Raw genomic sequence first — 17,418 nt, forward strand, 5'->3', positions numbered from 1 at the left:
TCATTCGGTGCCGCACCCAGGTGTGGCTCGTCATGGCGGATGCCGGCGGGCGTCCGCTCGCCGCTCGGGCTCTCCCTCCGCTCCCGAGACTACGCCGGATGTCTCAGAACGTGTGGGAAAACAAAGAAAGCCCCCGGTTTGCCGGGGGCTTTTTGAGTTAGTCCGTGATGGCGGGCTGGATGATTTTGGAGAGGGGGTACTCCACGATCCCCTCGGCGCCGAGGCTGATAAGTTCCGGGACGATGCGGCGCACCTCCTTTTCCGGGAGGACGCTCTCGATGGAGACCCAGTCGGAGTTGTAGAGATGGGCCACCGTCGGGTTGTTGAGGCTCGGGAGCACCTTCGTGATCGCCTCCACCCGGTCGTTGGGGGCGTTCATCTTGATCCCCACCATCCCTTCGGCGGCCAGGGCCGACTTGAGGAGGGTGGCGATCTGCTGGATCTTGGCCCGCTTCCAGGGATCGGCCCAGGATGCCTTGTTGACGATCAGCACCGGCACCGACTCCATCAGGTCGCAGACGATCCGCAGGTTGTTGGCCCGGATGGTGGAGCCGGTCTCCGTCACCTCCACGATGGCGTCGCAGAGCCCGTCCACCACCTTCGCCTCCGTCGCCCCCCAGGAGAACTCCACCGTCACCGGTATGTTCCGCTCGGCGAAGTAGCGCTTGGTGAAGCCGACCAGCTCGGTGGAGATGGTGGCGCCATGGAGGTCTTCCGGCTTCTGCACCTTGGAGTCCTGTGCCACCACCAGTACCCAGCGGACCGGCCGGCGGGAGACCTTGGAGTAGACCATCTCGCAGACTTCCATCACGTCCGAGTCGTTTTCCCGGACCCAGTCGCGGCCGGCGATCCCCACGTCGATGGTTCCCCTCTCAACGTACTTCCCCATCTCCTGGGGACGGATCAGCTTGCAGTTCATCTCGTCGTCGTCGATGGTGGGGAAGTAGCTGCGGGACGAAATTCCCACCTTCCACCCCGCCTGCTTGAACAGGTCAACGGTGGCGTCTTCCAGGCTCCCCTTGGGAATGCCGAATTTCAGTATATTTGACATGGAAACCTCTCAATTCTTGACTATGAATTCTGACGCAACGATGCTAAGGCGCAAAAAAATACATTTAACCCAAAAACACAATTGAACGCGGAAAAAGCGGAGAACATCCGATAAAGGCGGATAAACCTCTGATTTGGGTTTGGTTGAAGTTGGGCCTGAATCCGCTGATATCCCGATTTTTCCGACTTTTCCGTGTCCCGAATGATTTAAGGTTCTCTTTGCGCATCTGCGTCAAAAAAGCTTATTTTTTGTAAACTTCGTTCGGGTCGAACAGCGGCTTGGAATGCTCCACCCACTGGTCGTTCTCCCAGCGGACGTAGAAACAGCTCCGGTTTCCCGTGTGGCAGGCGGCGGGGCCGTTCTGTTTCACTTTGATCACCACGGTGTCGGCGTCGCAGTCGGTGAGAACCTCCATCACCTCCTGGGTGTTCCCCGACTCCTCCCCCTTCATCCAGTACTTGTTCCGGGTCCGGCTGAAAAACCAGGTCTTGCCGTCCTTCAGGGTCAGGTCCAGGGTCTTCTGGTCCATGAAGGCGACCATCAGCACCTCACCGTTCTCGTAGTCCTGGATGATGGCGGGGATCAGCCCCCCCATCTTGTCGAAATCGATCTTGATCATTGCGTCGTTTCTCCTCTTTTCCGAGTAAAAGCCTTCATGTAATACACCGCTCCCCGGCGGGGTGTCAACAGGAGAATAGGCGGCAATTACCGTGAAGAAGTTGTGTTACGCCGCCCGGAGGGTGCGAATCCGTCCCAGGTCGTTCGCCAGTTCCTTCTCTGCCTGCCACAGGTCCACTGCCCGTTGGGCATTGAGCCAGAATTCGGGGCTGTTGCCGAACAGGCGGGAAAGCCGGAGCGCCATGGCTGGGGTAAGTGCCCGCCGCTCACGGAGCAGTTCGTTCACGGTCTGGCGCGACACGCCGAGCGTTTCGGCAAGAGTGGCGACGGTCAACCCGTAATCCGGCATGAAATCCTCGCGGAGCATGGCACCGGGGTGGGTCGGGGGAATCTGGCGTTTTCCTCTGTTCTTGATACTCATGGTGTACCTCAGTGATAGTCGGTTATTTCCACGTCAAAAGCGTCGCCGTCTTCCCAACGAAAGCAGATCCGCCACTGATCATTGATGGATATTGAATGCTGGCCGGTACGATCTCCCTTCAGTGGATGGAGACGGTTGCTGGGTGGGACTTTCAGGTCGTCGAGGCTGCTAGCCAGGTCTATGTATTCCAGCCGGCGAACCGCCCTGCCAGTGACATCCGCAGGCAAACGTCGTGACTTGCCGGTGAGGTAGAGTTGCTGCGTATGCTTGTCGGCGAATGTTTTGATCACATGAACCACTATAATTTGTCACGCGGTGCGTGTCAATAGCTTGTGTCACTTTGTGCGTGACAAAAACTTGGACGATTCCTTTGGGCAGGGGGGATAGTTTTGGGGATGTTAACGGGGCCCTGTGCTTCCGAGATGCACGCTTCGAAGATTACACATTCAATCGTGGCGCGCCGCCTCGATTGCAGCGATGTCGATCTTTTTCATCTCCAGCATTGCATCGAAAGCACGCTTGGCAGCGGCGGGATCGGGATCGGTTATCGCTTCTGTCAGCGCGATCGGCGTAATCTGCCAGGACAAGCCCCATTTATCCTGGCACCAGCCGCACGCATTCTCTTCACCACCGTTGCCGACGATGGCGTTCCAGTAACGATCGGTTTCGGCCTGGTCGACGGTTGCGACCTGAAACGAAAATGCCCAGTTGTGTTTGACCTCGGGTCCGCCATTGAGCCCGAGGCAGGGAATTCCCATCACGGTAAACTCGACCGTCAACACATCCCCTTTTTTCCCGGAAGGAAAGTCCCCCGGCGCGAGGTGCACCGCGCCAACGGATGAATCTGGAAAGGTCCTGGCATAAAATCGCGCCGCCTCCTCGGCGTCGCCATCGTACCAAAGGCAAATCGTATTCTTTGCGTGCTTATTCATGTCACCCCTCCTGGTCTATGGACGTGTTACTTCATCTTAATTCGCATAACGTCGTGGGCGGTGAGCGGGGCGGCGGCTTTTCGCCGTAGCCGCTCCACTGGCCTTGTTAGGCACCCTCTTCCATTCGATTGCTTTTACCAAGATTGCAGTGCTGACAAAGCGCGCGAAGGTTACAAATCTCTGTCTTGCCTCCCTTCGAAAAGGGGATAATGTGGTCTACATGAAGGCGGCAATCAATAGACATAGCTGGAGAATTTCCGCAGAGTACGCACTTAAAGCGGTCTCGGTTGAGTACGGTATATCGAAGCCCCAGTTTTATGTCCCGACAATTTTCTTCTTCTACTTTTGATTTTTTTGTTGAATATTGACTGATTGAAGCACCGGAATCGATTCCCGGCGGGGCATCAGCGGACTGAACATCGCTGTTGACCCGCTCCACAAATGCATATAGTGCCTTTGTCCACGAGCCCCACCTGAGAGTGTATGCCTTGGGGCCAACTACGGACGGGGCAATTGTCATCTCTCTATGCTGTGGAGCTCGCCCGTAATGGCTCCAGACCTGCAATAAATTCTCGAAACACTCTTCATCTGTGTACCGTTTGCCCAATGCATTTGTTGACAAACCAGCAGCCTGCATTGCCTTGTGCCACGTGCCAAAGGCTCTTCTGATTACAGCATCTGTAAATTTTGCATTCGCATTGAACTGCTTCCTACTGAACTCTTTGACACCAAGAAGATTCGAAACCCTTTGGAGTTCTGAGATAATATCCTCTTTGCGCACTTCCTTATTTGAAGAATCGAAACGTTCAGATAAGCCGGCAGCACAAAGTGCTTGCTCCCAACTTCCGAAACGCTTCTGAATTGTAGACGGACTGACTCGGGAGTGTTTCCTGAACTCCGTGGTGGAGATCGTTGGATGCTGAATAAGTTCGGCTACACGTCTAATTTCCATAAACAGTGCTTCGTCCGTATACTCTGGAAGGCGTTTTAGCACAAATTCCATTTTCTTCCTTTTCTGCGTAACTACTTCGTAACTACTTGTATTGGCGTGAACCCCTCGTTCGTTTTTCCCTTTTGCCATGGTTCAATACATCAAAAATATACGCATTCCTCGACAGGCTGTAAATGATTTTTCCAATGAATTTAAATTATTGCTGAACTGCTGAGCCAACTTATCCCGACTATCAAGTATAATTAAAATTTTAGTCTCGCTAAAAAAATCCGTTTTCGCTATACTCCCCGGGTGAGTACCCTCGCCTTTATCCTCATCGTCATCTCTGCCGTCATGCACGCCCTCTGGAACCTGCTGGTGAAGCGGAGCCGTCACAAGACGGTCTTCATCTGGTGGATGTTCGTCGCCTCAGGCGGACTCTTTACGGTCACCCTGCCGCTGGTGCCGGAGCGGTTCCACTGGCCCGACGTGACGACGCTCCTGCTCGTGACGGTGGGGGCGGTCTGTTTCGTCCTCTACCACCTGCTGAACGGCCGCGCCTACCAGGAGGGGGACCTGTCGGTGGTCTACCCCCTCTGTCAGACCTCCATGGTCTATGTCCCCATCTGGGGGATGTGGCTCCTGCGGGAGCGACTGACGCCCCTCGGGATCGCCGGCATTCTGGTCGTCATCTTCGGGGCCTTCTCGGTGCAGATGGAGCGTCTCTCCTTTTCCGAGTTCATCCGCCCATTCCGCAATCTCGGTTCCCGGTCGGTGCAGTACGCCCTGGCGGCGGGATTCATCTACTCCCTCGGCTCCATCGCCGAAAAGGTCGGCGTCCGCGACTACTCCCCCCTCTACTTCACCTATTTTCTCGTCCTGATCATGCTGGGGATCATGAGCTTCAATATCCTCCGCCCCCGCTACCATCCCCACATTGTTGCCGAACTGCGGGAGCACTGGGGGCTCATCCTCGTGAGCGGCCCGGTGATGATGGCGTCGTTTCTCACCTTTCGCTACGGCCTCAATCTCTCCCCCGTGAGCTACGCCGTGCCGGTGCGCCAGGTGAGCATCCTCATGGGGGTGCTCATCGGCATCTTCTTCCTCGGCGAGTCGTGCGGCCGGATACGGTTCGGGGCGGCGCTGGTTATCCTGGCCGGCGCCCTCCTCATCCGCCTCGGCTGAATAACCTCCGCTAGCATTACCTCGGGTTCAACCGTCACGGTTGTCCTTCTCGCGTGCTGCCATGGGTGTCAATCTCCGCATTTTTATGGTATAGATTAAAAGCTACAGATTGAGCGTGTTGCAAAACTTCCACAATATTCCCTCCCCCCTTTGTGGGGGAGGGCCAGGGAGAGGGGAGTGAAGGCAGTTTTGCCCTCCCCCTGACCCCCTCCCATAAAGGGAGGGGGACTTGTCAAGGCTTTTGCAAAAGGCTCGATTGAAAGCAGGAGGTTCAAAAGTCAACCGACCCGGCTGTTCCGGCCAATCTGCCGCTGACCTGAAGGAGGCTCGATATGTTTCTGGCACGCGACAAGGATAAGCATCTCTACCTGTTCGACAAGCTCCCCGTCCGGGGGGAGAACTGCTGGTGGGCCGAGTCGGGGGTGGACGGCACGTACCTCCGCCTCAACGACTCCCTCTACCCGGAAGTGACCTGGGAGTCGGACCCGTTCCCCGTCTATCTCACCACTACCCCTCCGGGGAAGTAGCCTGCGCAAGGAGAACACCATGAGCCGTCTGTTTTCACCCCTCACGCTACGCGGGTTGACGTTTCGCAACCGTATCTTCGTCTCCCCCATGTGCCAGTATTCCAGCCGGGACGGCATGCCGACCGACTGGCACCTGGTCCACCTGGGGAGCCGTGCCGTGGGTGGGGCGGGGTTGGTGATGGTGGAGGCGACGGCGGTCTCTCCCGAGGGGAGGATCAGCCCGGACGACAGCGGCATCTGGAGCGATCCCCACGGGGAGGCTTTTGCCCCCATCGCCCGCTTCATCCGGGAGCAGGGGGCCGTGCCGGCCCTCCAACTGGCCCATGCCGGCCGCAAGTCCTCCTGCAGCGCCCCCTGGCATGGGGGCGGTCCCGTGGAAGCGGGCAATGGCGGCTGGCAGACTGCGGCACCGAGCCCGCTTCCTTTCGATACCGGCCACCCCGTCCCCCGGGAGCTTGCTCTTGAGGAAATGGAGGAAATCCGGGAGCAGTTCGCCGCCGGTGCGCGTCGGTCGCTGGCGGCCGGGTTTCAGGTGGTGGAGGTGCACATGGCCCACGGCTACCTGCTGAACGAGTTCCTCTCCCCCCTTGCCAACCGGCGGACCGACGACTACGGGGGGAGCCTGGAGAACCGGATGCGCTTTCCCCTGGAGGTCGCCCGGACGGTGCGGGAGATCTGGCCTGCCGACCTGCCGGTGTTCGTGCGAATTTCGGCCACCGACTGGGTGGAGGGTGGCTGGGACCTGGAGCAGTCCCTGGTCCTCTGCCGGCGGCTGAAGGAGCTGGGGATCGATCTCATCGACTGCTCGTCGGGGGGGCTGATGCCCCATGCGAACGTTCCCGTGGGGCCCGGCTACCAGACCCCCTTTGCCGCTGCCATCCGGCGGGAGGTGTCGATCGCCACCGGGGCAGTGGGGATGATCACGAGCCCCGTGCAGGCGGAGCAGATCATTGCCACGGGGATTGCCGACACGGTGCTCCTGGCACGGGAGATGCTGCGAGATCCCTACTGGCCCATCCATGCGGCAACGGTGCTGAAGGCGGAGCATGTCTGGCCGGTGCAGTACGAACGGGCGAAGGGGTAGGGAGCGTCCTTGGGTAAAAAGAGGAAAAAATTCCATCCGTCGTCGAGAGGGCTGCGGGCGATTGCGCTGTTGGAAGGGGCGAAGGGTGCACTGGTGCTCCTGGTGGGCTTCGGTCTGCTGGCCCTCATCCACCATGACCTCCATGCCGCGGCGGAACAGCTGGTCCGCCACTTCCACATCAACCCCGCCAGCCACTATCCCCGGGTCTTTCTCGATCTCTCCGGCAGGCTGACGGACATGAAGCTCTGGTCCATGGCCCTGGGGGCCATGTTCTATGCCGCGATCCGCTTCGCCGAGGCGTACGGACTCTGGAAGCAGCGGCCATGGGCCGAGTGGTTCGGGCTTCTGAGCGGCGGGATGTACATTCCCATCGAGCTGTACGAAGTGGTGCAGGGGATAACCTGGCCCAGGATGACGGTCCTGGCGGTGAACGGGGTGGTGGTGGCGTACCTGTTGGTGGTGGTCGTGCGGTCGAAGGGGAAGTGATCCTGTCCCGCCGTAGGACGTGCATGATGGGGTGGTTACAAAGGGAGGGGCGCTATAGGGCGCCCCTTTTGCATCTCGGACTCTTCTGAAGGGGGCGCGTCTGCGTTTGCCGCCCCGGCTACGGCGACTCGCCATCAGCCACCAGTCGCGGACGTTCCGGGTGGTTCCGGTCACAGGTCTGCCGGTAGAGGAGGGTGACGGCCAGGACCAGCAATCCGAGAAGCTGGTAGATGCGTGAATATCCCAGGTAGGGAATGGCGGCGCCGACCAGGTAGGCGCTGGCGCTCATGCCGAAATCGAAAAAAGTGTAGTAGGTGGCGGCTGCGGCGCCTGTCCGGTGGGGAGGGGATTTGGCGAAGGCGAGGGTTTGCATGGTCGGCACGAGAATGCCGTAGGTGAAGCCGATCAACAGGGCGGCGGCGAACATTTCGACCGAGCTGCGCGCTGTGCTGAGGAGAAACAGCCCCCCGGCAAGGAACATGGTGGCAGGGTAGATGACGGCGTTTGCGCCGTAACGGTTATAGGCGTTGCCGGCCAGCAGGCGGGAGCCGACCGCACAGAGAGCGAGCACGACGAAAAAATAGGCCGAGACCCTGGGTAGGTGGAGCGTATCGGCATAGACGGATACGAAGGAAAGGACCGCGGTCACTGCCAGCATGATGAGCATCATGACGATGGCCGCGGGTATGGCCCGGGGCTCGAAAAGGGTACGGAAGCCGATCGTCTCCGCCGCGGCAGGCATGGTTCCCGTTCGTTGGGGAATCGCTATGAGCAGGGAGACGAGCGCCCCCCCGAGGGTCATGAGGGCTGCAAGCCCGAATACCAAGGGATACCCGCTCACCCTGGCACAGGTTAAACCGAGAAACGGACCTACCGCCATGCCCACGGTGACGGCTGCCGCCACGTAGGCAATCCCTTCCGCCTTCCGGGCGGACGGGACGATTTCACCCCCCATGGCCATGAGGCGCGTGCTGGCGACGGCAAAACAGGCACCGCTGAAAAAGCGGATGGCCATGACCGCCGTGGTGGAGCCGGCAGCGAGCAGCAGGGCGTTGCTTACCATGAAGAGGAACGCCGCACCGGCCAGCGTTTTTGTTTTTCCCATCATCAGCTCGAACCGCTCCGTCTGGGTTCGGAACAGGACCACGGCAAGAAAAAACAGGGAGTTGGCGCCCCCGGCGGCCAGGGTGGAGCCGTGCAGTTCTTTCATGACGTAGACCGGCAGGACGGGGAGAAAAAGGGCAAAGGGGGTGTAGATGAGAAAGGTTGCCACGATGGTGAGAAGGTATGGTTTTGTCCAGAGCACTTTTGCGTCGGAAGAATCCATGATGCTCCTGCTGTGTCCGGCGGTTTCCGCCGGCAATGTCGCTGTCTTGCCACGCCTGTTCTGACGGTGTGCTGTTGACAAGGGACAACTTACAGGGAGGTATGGTGGGCTGTCAATATGAAATAAAATTGTTTTACATTTGGCTGGAAGCCGGGGTGTTTTTTTGTTTGCGTTTGGCTTAACAGATTAAGATAATTGGTTGTACATCATTCAACCAATGTTCTTGTGTCGCGAGCACGAGGAAAGGTAGAAGGCAAACAGAAAGAAACTGCGAATTTTCGGAGCAACTCGGAAGGGATTCTTTTTCCCCTTGACATCGGCCGCATGAATTATTAAATTTGGGACGTAGCATAAAGGGGAGTAGTTATCGGCCACACGTACAAGGCCGACCCGGATCCCGTCAATACGGCCGCAAGGCCCGGGACCGGGGCAGATTCCTGCCAACAAGACCTTTATTCCAGGCAACCATGCCGGGGGTGAAGGTCTTTTTTATTACCCCCGGCGAACAACAGCCAGGATTTTCCCTGGCCATATCGTCGGAGGTAAACACGATGAATCGACTCAAGACAACCCTTCTCCTCTCCCTCCTCACCGTGCTGATGGTCATCATGGGAAGCGCCATCGGCGGCAGGACCGGCATGGTCTTCGCCTTCCTCATGGCCCTCGCCATGAACTTTTTCTCCTACTGGTTTTCCGACAAGATCGTCCTGAAGATGTACGGCGCCCAGGAGATCGGTGAGCACGACCACCCCTCCTTCTACGGGATGGTCCGGCGTCTGGCCCAGCAGGCCGGCCTTCCCATGCCCAAGGTCTACATCATCCCGTCCGAAAGCCCCAACGCCTTTGCCACCGGCCGCAATCCCGCCCATGCTGCCGTTGCCGCCACGGAGGGGATTCTCCGGATCCTCTCCCCCGAAGAGCTGGAGGGGGTCATGGCCCACGAACTCGCCCACGTCCAGAACCGGGACATCCTGGTCGGCACCATTGCCGCCACCTTTGCCGGCGCCATTTCCATGCTGGGGAACATGCTCCAGTGGGGAGCGATGCTGGGCGCCGGGCGAGGCGATGACGAGGAAGGTGCCGGCGGCCTCATCGGTTCCCTGGCCATGGCGATCATCGCCCCCATCGCCGCCATGCTGATCCAGATGGCGGTCTCCCGTTCCCGCGAGTATCTGGCGGACGAAACCGGCGCCCGCATCTGCGGCCGTCCCCTGGCGCTGGCCAATGCCCTGCGCAAGCTGCACAACGCTTCCCAGGTGCTGCCGATGCAGGAGGCCCGCCCGGCAACGGCCCACATGTTCATCGTCAACCCCTTGACCGGCGGCAGCCTGCTGAAGCTGTTCTCTACCCACCCCCCCATGGAGGAGCGGATTGCCCGACTGGAGGGTATGGCCCGGGGTGGATGGTAACTGATGTGGGGGAAAGAGGAAGAAACCAGACAAGAAAGGAGAATGACCGATGTCCATTCACAAAAAATATTCCCGCGAGCCGAAGAAAATAAAGACCCGGAAAAAGGATGAGCATGCCCTGACCAACGTCGTCTCCCTGAGAATCAGCGACCAGGAAAAACGGCTTCTGGAGCGGGTCACCAAGAGCACATCCCGGAATGTCTCGGAAGTCGTCCGGGAAGCTCTCGACCTGTGGATGGCGCGGCGCAGGAAGCTGTGTCTTGATGCATGATGCCGGGCGGTTACCTGCCCGTGTCCGTCGGTGCCGCTGAGTGCAATCTCCCCCGCGGCACGGCCGCCTCGCACGGAACGCGGGTCTGGCAGAGGCCGCAGCCGGTCTGCTGGACGCCGTAACGCTCGCTTACTTCCCGGGGGGCGGCGCCATAGACGAATTCGCGGCAACGGGGCTTGTCATGGCCGGCAAAGGTGATGGCCCCCACGGGGCAGCGGCCGATGCAGATGCCGCAGCTCCCCTCCCGGTACCAGAGGCAGTTGTGCCGATGGTCCGGGGCGGTACGGTGGGTGGGGGAGAGGGTAAGGGTGGTGATGACGCTCCCCACCCGGTGGGCAATTCCCCGCTCGGTGATGAGGCCGTCGGAAAGGCTGAAGGTGCCGAGGCCGGCGGCGTAGGCGGCGTGTCGCTCGGACCAGGTTGAGGCGATGCCGACCGGTGTGTCGGCGAATTCCTTCCAGGCGGGGGAGTACTGGGGGGCTACGGCCTGGTGGCCGAGCCCTTCCAGGTGTGCCACCAGGTGCCGCCGGAGAGTGCCGTTCAAGGTCTCGCCGTGGCTGCGGGTGAGGGCCCACTTCCGGGAAGGCCAGTCGCTTTCCAGGCGATTGGTCATCCGCGTTGCCGCCGTGACTGGCAAAACCCAGACTATCACCGTTGCCGCCCCGTCCAGCAGTTCGGACGGCATCAGGTGGAAGTCGCCGATGATCTTCTTGTAGTCGCTGAACAGCGGGTCAGCAGCCGCCGCGAAACCGACGAGAGGTTCGTCGAAGTAGGGGCCGCTGTCATCGGGAAAACGGTTCCCCTGACTCTCCGCCACGAAACGCCGGATTTCTTCTCCTATCCGCTCTTCCATGCGCATCCCCCCCCGGTTACAGCTTTTTCCCCACCGAGAATGCCTGCCCCAGGAACGGCCCGATACCGTGGTAGCCCCGGTGTGCGGTATCGAAGACGAGAGGCTTGATTTTCAGGATATCGGGAAGGCCGTCTTCGCCGAGCACCGCGATATCCGCCTTTACATCGACGATCTCACCGACGAACTGGGTGTGGATGCCGAGTTCCAGGGTATGGAGCAGGCGGCACTCCAGGACGATGGGGACCTCCGCCGCGTAGGGAGCGTCCACCAGGTCGCTTCTGACGGGGGTGAGGCCGGTGGCGGCAAATTTGTCCGTGTCCCGCCCCGAAAAGATGCCGACGTAATCGGCTTCCTTCATCCGGGCTTCCGACGGGATGCCGATGGTGAATGCCTTGCGTTCCACGATGGCGGCAAAGGAATGCCGCTCCTTACGCAGGGAGACGGCGATGCTCGGGGGGTGGGAGGAGCAGATGCCACCCCAGGCGGCGTTCATAAGGTTCGGTTTTCCTTCATGATCATAGGTGCCTACCAGCAGGACCGGCGTTGGGAAGAGGAGGGTCTTTGCCCCCACAGATTTCTTCATGGTTCTCTCCTGTCGGTGTGTAAATGGTTCAGCTTTCCAGCAGGTTGACCACCACGCGCCCCGTGATGCCGCCGTGGAGGATCGCCTGGAACATCAACTCCAGCCCCGGCAGGGTGCACTCGGTCACCATCCCGTCGAGCCGGTCCGGCTTCCAGCTGGTGGCGAGACGCCGCCATACCTCTTCTCGCGTCTCCCGGGGGGACTGGACCGAGTCGATGCCGACGAGGCTCACCCCCCTGAGGATGAAGGGGTAGACGTTCACCGGCAGCTCCGGTGAGGCGACCAGTCCACAGCAGGTGACCGTGCCGCCGTACTGCGTGCTCTTGAGCACTGCCGCCAGGGTCGTGCCACCGACCACATCGACCCCGCCGGCCCACCGCTCGGGGAGAAGGGTCTTCTCCGCTCCTGCCGCCACCTCGTCCCGGCCGATCACCTCTGCAGCACCCAGGTCCTTGAGATACTCTTCGTCGGCGCTCTTGCCGGTGGCCGCCACCACCCTGTATCCTGCCTGGGAAAGGATCGAGACGGCGATGCTGCCGACGCCGCCGGTGGCGCCGGTGACGAGGATGTCGCCGTCATCCGGCTTGACGCCTGCCAGTTCCAGCTTCAGCACCGACAGGGCCGCCGTGAAACCGGCAGTCCCCAGCGCCATGCTCTCCCGCAACGTCAGCCCTTCAGGGAGCCGAATCCCCCAGGCCGAGGGTATACGAATGTACTGCCCGAAACCGCCGTCGGTCTCCATCCCCAGGTCGTAGCCGGTGACGAGCACCTTGTCCCCCGGCGCGAAGTCGCCGCTTTCGCAGGAAATAACCACTCCAGCCGCGTCGATGCCTGGGGTGTGGGGGAACTGCCGCGTCACCCCCGGATGCCCCGTGGCGGAGAGGGCATCCTTGTAGTTGAGGGAGGAGTAGTGGACCCGCACCACCAGGTCTCCCGGCGGCAGGTCGCCGATGCTCCGCTCCCGGATTTTCCGCAGGAACTGCTTGTCAGGCGTCTTCTCAACCACCAGCGCCTTGAACGTCGTTTCCCCTTGTTCCATCTCTTCTCCTCCCTTGATCCAGCTTAACGACACATTATCCGCGAAAGCGGGGTGGGGCGTCAACATCTATGGGGCTTATGAGCGGATGGCAGAGGCCCTCCCTGCTTCAATCCGTTTCCTCAACGGGTTGCTCCGGATTTTCTTCGGTCAGACCAAGGCTCTTTTCACGTTTACGTTGCAGTTTTTCTTCATTTTTCTTTTTTCGTTCCAACTCTTTCTGCCGTTTCTGAAACTGGAAATTTGGCTTTGCCATCGGATTACCTCGTGGAGAATTCTGGGAAGATCATGGTGACCGCTTCATTGGTACCACACCGAGTTCATTAAATATACTGCCAATACCTTAAGTCCTATTCAGCGCGGTTTCGAGGGATACTGAACTTGCGGCAATCCGTCACGAAGGGATCTGGACTCTGACAGGATCAACATTGCCTTACTACAGGGGCCGGCTAGGCAACTCGCTGATATCATGAGAAAAAGGTTGACAGCTGGGGAATAATGCATATAATGGGCAAGAAAATAACTTTGTTTTACTGATAGGCGATACTACTCAACCATCCGTGAGGATGGGGCGGAAAGCCCACAGGGTCTCAACGAGACAGCCGGGTTGCCGAAATATCATTGATATTCCGGCAACCCGGCTGTTTTTTTTATAGGGAAAGGGGGTGATGGCAGGAGACGACGAGACACACTATGGCAATGACACGGGAATAATCCCGAAACTATCATTCACCAGTTGATAGACGACAATACTTAACCATCCGCGAGGGTGGGGCGGAAAGCTCACAGGGTCTCACTGAGACAGCCGGGTTGCCGAAATATCACGCATTTGGCCCAGGTTGTTGCGTGAACTGCTTGGCAACCGGGCCCAGGAGGGTCTGTCTATGGTGAACAATCATCACGTAGTAAATTGGTTCAGGAAAGGTCTGGTCGCGGCGAGCATCTGCTCGGCCGCCTTGCTTGCAGTGGTGGCTGACAGCGGCCAAGTGACGGCGGAGAGCACCTCCAATTCCATGTGCGACTATGCGGTCTACCTGGGTGAAACCGGCCCGCGAGAAAAATTTCTCACCATGAGAGACGAGATGCATCGGGCGGCTCAGGAACGGGCGACCAGCGATGAACGGTTCCGCATCAATCTGTCGATATTTCCCGGAGGCAAACAGGAGCGACAGATCGATTCGGTTTCCCAAGGTTGTCTCGGTTGCCATGACGAGAAGGGAGTGGTGGTCAATGGCGGTCCGGGCTTGCCGGCCGGCGTCGTGAATGCGGAGATGGCGAAAATGTCCTCCAATCACCCCATCGGCATGGATTACGAGGCGGCATCGCTCCTCAAGAAGAACCTGCACAGTGCGGCGGAACTGCCCCAGAATATGGTACTCGTGGAAGGCAAGCTGAGCTGCATCACCTGCCATGACCCGCTCAACCGCGAGTCGAAACACCTCGCCGTGGGTTCTAACCGAAGCATCCTCTGTTTCGCATGCCACAACATGTAGGAAAACGCGTGCCAGGATGGTGCCACACAAAAAAAGCCCCGGATTTCTCCGGGGCTTTCTGGTTCCGACTCGAGTTCTATTTAGACTCGTGTCACGTTCGCGGCCTGAAGCCCTTTCGGACCCTTGGTTACTTCGAACGTTACGCGATCGCCTTCGGCAAGGGATTTGAACCCGTCGCCTGTGATGGCGGAGAAATGACAAAATACATCTTCACCGCTTTCCTGCTCAAGAAACCCAAAACCCTTCGCGTCGTTAAACCACTTCACTGTTCCGTTTACCATTGTGTTCTTTCTCCTGATACTTCTTCTTAGTTTTGTCCGGCACAAATTCCGAACGTACGTCACCCTAACAGCTTTCAATAAGCAATGTCAATCTATTTAATCTGGGGTGTCCTGAAATAAATAGCAGGGAAAATCCGGCCAGCCTTTTTCCCACTGGATTTGCCGGGAGCCGATATGTGGAATCTCTTACACTATGAGCAGTATCAGTTTGCCCATTAAGATATGACAAGACGGCAGTATCTTAGACGGCACAAGCGTAAACGTATATATAGCTTGCTATAAATGCTGTATTGCGTCATTATGTAGTGTATGTTGCCCTGACTGGCCAAGTAATAAATTGACTGTGAGGGACGGCTGATACTGTCTATGAATATTAAATGCAGGACCTACCACCCCTTCAGATAGATGAGGTCAGAACCAATGATAATCAAGACAGGCAAGTTTGTAAGTCACGCGGGTGCCCTGCAGTGGGGTTCCGGCAAGGTGTTGGATGTGAATGACAACCGGGCGACGATCCTGTTCAGTGACGGCGTTAGTCGGAAAATAGCGGCATCTCATTTCGACACCCTGCAACCGGCTGAAGCTGCATCCTATTTACCTCCCCCGGAAGTCGTTGCCGTGGTGAAAGCCCGGCCGGCACCCAGAAAGGCAAAAAAGGAAACGCTCACTCCTGCCGAAGGTTAACGAAGTGTACTGATTCTGGCCGGCAGTGGCATGTCACATTCCGAAACAACGAAAGCCCCCTTCCTTCCGGAGCGGGGGCTTTCGTGTTTGTTTCTGTCACAGTGATCCCTCCCGTTGAAGAACAGAAGATTTCTTCAACGCTGACTGACCATTGGCAAAAACAACTTGACAACGGTGGCCACTAATTATAGTTTGGAATGAACGTTCATTCCGGGAGCTGTTTATGATGAAACTTGAAAAACGAGAAGAGATTTTCCGTGCCGCCCTGGAACTCATCGCCGAGCATGGATTCCACGGCGCCCCGATGGCCATGATTGCCGAAAGGGCGGGGGTCGGGGCGGGGACGATCTACCGCTACTTCGAGAACAAAGACGTACTCATCGCCGAGCTCTACCGCGAGGTGGAAGACAAGCTGTCCACAGCTATACAGGAGGGGTATGTAACGGAAAAACCGTTCCGCGAGCGATTTCTCCATATTGGTACGGCGGTGCTCAGGTTCTTCATCGAAAACCCCCGCGATTTTCGCTACCTGGAGCAGTTTCACAACTCACCTTACGGCGTGGAGCATCGTCGGGACAAGTTGCAGGGGAAAAAGGGGGAAGGCAACCTCTTTTGCATGCTCTTCGATGAGGGAATCTATCAGCAGGTGATGAAGGATTTCCCCCTTCCGATCCTCTTTGCCCTGGCCTTCGGCCCCCTTCTCTCCGTGGCGCGGGATCACATCCTCGGGTTTATCACCCTGGACGACGCCCTTATCGTCCGGACCGTGGAGGCATGCTGGGATGGGGTGAGGCGGTAAGGGCGTTAGTAACGGAGTATATGGGCTGATTTTTGAATGAATATTCATTCAGTTGGTCTCCTAGGCAGAGGATGATGCGGATGAACCTCTTTGTTGCTGTCACAATGGCGCTCTGGGCGCTTATCGTTGTTATCGCTTTTTTCAGAAAAGACAAATAAGGCTGGCTTCCAGCCAGATAGCTCCAGCCGGCTCGGCTGGTAATTCTTCAAATCCATTGAGGTGTTTATGCAAACCACGAGCAGAGCAAAGCTGATTGCCGTTGCAGGAATTCTGGTTGTCGGCGTGACGGTGACCGGATGCGGCAAGAAAAAATCCACCCCTCCGCCCAGCGGTCCCCCCGAAGTCGGCGTAATAACCATCCAGACCCAACGGGCTGCAGTTACTACGGAACTTCCCGGCCGCACTTCCGCTTATCTGGTAGCTGAAGTCAGACCTCAGGTGAGTGGAATCGTCCAGAAACGGATTTTCACCGAAGGGAGTGACGTCAAGGCCGGCCAGGTGCTGTACCAGATCGATCCGGCCACCTACCAGGCTGCATATGCAAGCGCAAAGGCGGCTCTTGCCCGCGCCGAGGCGAACCTGATCCCTGCCCGTCTCAAGGAGGAGCGCTTCCGCGACCTCGTGAAGATCAAGGCCGTGAGCCAACAGGACTACGACGATGCCAGTGCCTCGCTCAAGCAGGCCGAGGCGGAGGTGGCAGCTGCCAAGGCCTCAGTGGAGACGGCAAGGATCAACCTGGCGTACAGTAAGGTGACAGCACCCATATCGGGTCGTATCGGCAAGTCGACGGTGACCGACGGGGCGCTGGTGACCGCCAACCAGTCTGCTCCCCTGGCCACAATCCAGAATCTGGGTTCCATGTATGTGGACATCACCCAGTCAAGCGCCGAACTGCTCCGCCTGCAGCAAAGCCTGGCAAGCGGCCTGCTCAAAAAGGGAGGAGCGGCCGGCGCAAAAGTTAAGCTGCTGCTGGAAAACGGTGCGACCTATCCGCTGGAAGGAACCCTCAAGTTTTCCGACGTCACCGTGGAACCGACCACCGGATCGGTCACGCTCCGCGCCTTGTTCCCCAACCCGAAGCAGCAGTTGCTGCCGGGGATGTTCGTCCGGGCCGTGGTGCAGGAAGGGGTGAACGAGCAGGCGATACTGGTGCCGCAGCGAGGGGTTACCCGCAACCCGGTCGGCGAAGCCATGGTCATGGTGGTCGGGGCGGAAGAAAAAGTGGAGCCGCGGACCATCAAGGTCGCCCGGACCGTCGGCGACAACTGGCTGGTGGGCGAAGGCCTCAAAGCGGGTGATCGGGTCATCCTGGAAGGGATCCAGAAGGCGCGTCCCGGCACCACCGTCAAGGCTGTCCCGTTCGGCAGCAAGCCGGCGGAAGGCGCACCGGCGGCTGCTGCACAACCTGCGGCGAAAAAATAATAGGTCGTATTGGACCTACAGGTCC

Annotated in this window: 22 protein-coding genes and 2 riboswitches; of the genes, 10 read left to right on the forward strand and 12 right to left on the reverse strand. The window is 58.6% G+C overall.

Translation table 11 applies throughout. From position 1 onward, the window contains the following. Window positions 1-157 precede the first annotated feature (157 nt). The 6 genes from hisG to KI810_RS04980 all read right to left on the reverse strand — a co-directional run bounded on the left by hisG (window position 158) and on the right by KI810_RS04980 (window position 4,103). Complete coding sequence (gene hisG / locus KI810_RS04955; RefSeq protein ID WP_214174342.1) at window positions 158-1,051, reverse strand: ATP phosphoribosyltransferase; 894 nt, start codon at window positions 1,049-1,051, stop codon at window positions 158-160. A gap of 241 nt (window positions 1,052-1,292) precedes the next feature. Beyond that, window positions 1,293-1,757, reverse strand: coding sequence for a phosphoribosyl-AMP cyclohydrolase (gene hisI, locus KI810_RS04960; RefSeq protein ID WP_343213470.1), 465 nt, complete (start codon window positions 1,755-1,757; stop codon window positions 1,293-1,295). An 18-nt stretch (window positions 1,758-1,775) separates the two neighbouring features. Further along, window positions 1,776-2,090: a HigA family addiction module antitoxin gene (locus tag KI810_RS04965; protein ID WP_214174344.1), complete on the reverse strand. Its 315-nt coding sequence runs from the start codon at window positions 2,088-2,090 to the stop codon at window positions 1,776-1,778. Between the two features lie 8 nt (window positions 2,091-2,098). Beyond that, on the reverse strand, window positions 2,099-2,380 hold the full coding sequence (locus KI810_RS04970) for a type II toxin-antitoxin system RelE/ParE family toxin (RefSeq protein ID WP_214174345.1): 282 nt from the start codon (window positions 2,378-2,380) through the stop codon (window positions 2,099-2,101). A gap of 156 nt (window positions 2,381-2,536) precedes the next feature. Beyond that, a complete protein-coding gene (locus KI810_RS04975; RefSeq protein ID WP_214174346.1) occupies window positions 2,537-3,022 on the reverse strand; it encodes a VOC family protein in 486 nt (161 codons plus the stop codon). A gap of 106 nt (window positions 3,023-3,128) precedes the next feature. Further along, the gene (locus KI810_RS04980; protein WP_214174347.1) at window positions 3,129-4,103 is read right to left on the reverse strand and encodes a homing endonuclease associated repeat-containing protein; all 975 of its coding nucleotides are present in this window, start codon (window positions 4,101-4,103) and stop codon (window positions 3,129-3,131) included. A gap of 162 nt (window positions 4,104-4,265) precedes the next feature. Between KI810_RS04980 and KI810_RS17535 the strand changes: the two genes are divergently transcribed. The 4 genes from KI810_RS17535 (at window position 4,266) to KI810_RS05000 (ending at window position 7,235) form a co-directional block, all read left to right on the forward strand. Then, window positions 4,266-5,138: an EamA family transporter gene (locus tag KI810_RS17535; protein WP_214174348.1), complete on the forward strand. Its 873-nt coding sequence runs from the start codon at window positions 4,266-4,268 to the stop codon at window positions 5,136-5,138. A gap of 332 nt (window positions 5,139-5,470) precedes the next feature. Next, complete coding sequence (locus KI810_RS04990; RefSeq protein ID WP_214174349.1) at window positions 5,471-5,665, forward strand: hypothetical protein; 195 nt, start codon at window positions 5,471-5,473, stop codon at window positions 5,663-5,665. Window positions 5,666-5,684: 19 nt separating this feature from the next. Beyond that, window positions 5,685-6,749, forward strand: a complete 1,065-nt coding sequence (locus KI810_RS04995) for an NADH:flavin oxidoreductase/NADH oxidase (protein WP_214174350.1) — start codon at window positions 5,685-5,687, stop codon at window positions 6,747-6,749. A 9-nt stretch (window positions 6,750-6,758) separates the two neighbouring features. Continuing rightward, on the forward strand, window positions 6,759-7,235 hold the full coding sequence (locus KI810_RS05000) for a DUF2127 domain-containing protein (RefSeq protein ID WP_214174351.1): 477 nt from the start codon (window positions 6,759-6,761) through the stop codon (window positions 7,233-7,235). A 118-nt stretch (window positions 7,236-7,353) separates the two neighbouring features. Here the strand turns inward: KI810_RS05000 and KI810_RS05005 are convergent, their stop codons facing one another. Continuing rightward, window positions 7,354-8,562 carry an MFS transporter gene (locus tag KI810_RS05005; RefSeq protein WP_214174352.1) on the reverse strand — a complete coding sequence of 403 codons (1,209 nt, stop codon included), beginning with the start codon at window positions 8,560-8,562 and terminating at the stop codon, window positions 7,354-7,356. A gap of 551 nt (window positions 8,563-9,113) precedes the next feature. On the opposite strand from KI810_RS05005, the gene htpX reads away from it, so the two are divergent. Together htpX and KI810_RS05015 are read left to right on the forward strand one after the other, a co-directional pair. Beyond that, window positions 9,114-9,971, forward strand: coding sequence for a zinc metalloprotease HtpX (gene htpX, locus KI810_RS05010; RefSeq protein WP_214174353.1), 858 nt, complete (start codon window positions 9,114-9,116; stop codon window positions 9,969-9,971). Between the two features lie 49 nt (window positions 9,972-10,020). Continuing rightward, a complete protein-coding gene (locus KI810_RS05015) occupies window positions 10,021-10,242 on the forward strand; it encodes a ribbon-helix-helix protein, CopG family (protein WP_214174354.1) in 222 nt (73 codons plus the stop codon). A 10-nt stretch (window positions 10,243-10,252) separates the two neighbouring features. Here KI810_RS05015 and KI810_RS05020 read toward each other — a convergent pair whose 3' ends face one another. The 4 genes from KI810_RS05020 to KI810_RS05035 form a co-directional block, all read right to left on the reverse strand. After that, a complete protein-coding gene (locus KI810_RS05020) occupies window positions 10,253-11,095 on the reverse strand; it encodes an epoxyqueuosine reductase (protein ID WP_214174355.1) in 843 nt (280 codons plus the stop codon). A 16-nt stretch (window positions 11,096-11,111) separates the two neighbouring features. Next, window positions 11,112-11,678, reverse strand: coding sequence for a flavin reductase family protein (locus KI810_RS05025; protein ID WP_214174356.1), 567 nt, complete (start codon window positions 11,676-11,678; stop codon window positions 11,112-11,114). Between the two features lie 28 nt (window positions 11,679-11,706). Next, complete coding sequence (locus tag KI810_RS05030; RefSeq protein WP_214174357.1) at window positions 11,707-12,717, reverse strand: YhdH/YhfP family quinone oxidoreductase; 1,011 nt, start codon at window positions 12,715-12,717, stop codon at window positions 11,707-11,709. Between the two features lie 106 nt (window positions 12,718-12,823). Then, window positions 12,824-12,970, reverse strand: coding sequence for a hypothetical protein (locus KI810_RS05035; protein WP_214174358.1), 147 nt, complete (start codon window positions 12,968-12,970; stop codon window positions 12,824-12,826). Between the two features lie 282 nt (window positions 12,971-13,252). Next, a riboswitch (cyclic di-GMP riboswitch) is annotated at window positions 13,253-13,329 on the forward strand. A gap of 126 nt (window positions 13,330-13,455) precedes the next feature. Further along, window positions 13,456-13,532, forward strand: a riboswitch (cyclic di-GMP riboswitch). A gap of 66 nt (window positions 13,533-13,598) precedes the next feature. Between KI810_RS05035 and KI810_RS05040 the strand changes: the two genes are divergently transcribed. After that, on the forward strand, window positions 13,599-14,207 hold the full coding sequence (locus tag KI810_RS05040) for a cytochrome c3 family protein (protein ID WP_214174359.1): 609 nt from the start codon (window positions 13,599-13,601) through the stop codon (window positions 14,205-14,207). Between the two features lie 80 nt (window positions 14,208-14,287). On the opposite strand, the gene KI810_RS05045 is transcribed toward KI810_RS05040, so the two are convergent. Next, the gene (locus tag KI810_RS05045) at window positions 14,288-14,488 is read right to left on the reverse strand and encodes a cold-shock protein (protein WP_214174360.1); all 201 of its coding nucleotides are present in this window, start codon (window positions 14,486-14,488) and stop codon (window positions 14,288-14,290) included. Window positions 14,489-14,908: 420 nt separating this feature from the next. On the opposite strand from KI810_RS05045, the gene KI810_RS05050 reads away from it, so the two are divergent. The 3 genes from KI810_RS05050 to KI810_RS05060 all read left to right on the forward strand — a co-directional run bounded on the left by KI810_RS05050 (window position 14,909) and on the right by KI810_RS05060 (window position 17,393). Then, window positions 14,909-15,172, forward strand: a complete 264-nt coding sequence (locus tag KI810_RS05050) for a DUF3553 domain-containing protein (protein ID WP_214174361.1) — start codon at window positions 14,909-14,911, stop codon at window positions 15,170-15,172. Between the two features lie 223 nt (window positions 15,173-15,395). Continuing rightward, window positions 15,396-15,971: a TetR/AcrR family transcriptional regulator gene (locus tag KI810_RS05055; RefSeq protein WP_214174362.1), complete on the forward strand. Its 576-nt coding sequence runs from the start codon at window positions 15,396-15,398 to the stop codon at window positions 15,969-15,971. 225 nt (window positions 15,972-16,196) lie between these two features. Continuing rightward, entirely contained in the window at window positions 16,197-17,393 is a 1,197-nt protein-coding gene (locus KI810_RS05060) for an efflux RND transporter periplasmic adaptor subunit (RefSeq protein ID WP_214174363.1), read from the forward strand. Window positions 17,394-17,418: the final 25 nt, after the last annotated feature.

The organism is Geomobilimonas luticola (assembly GCF_018476905.1).
In the GTDB taxonomy this organism is placed as follows: domain Bacteria; phylum Desulfobacterota; class Desulfuromonadia; order Geobacterales; family Geobacteraceae; genus Geomobilimonas; species Geomobilimonas luticola.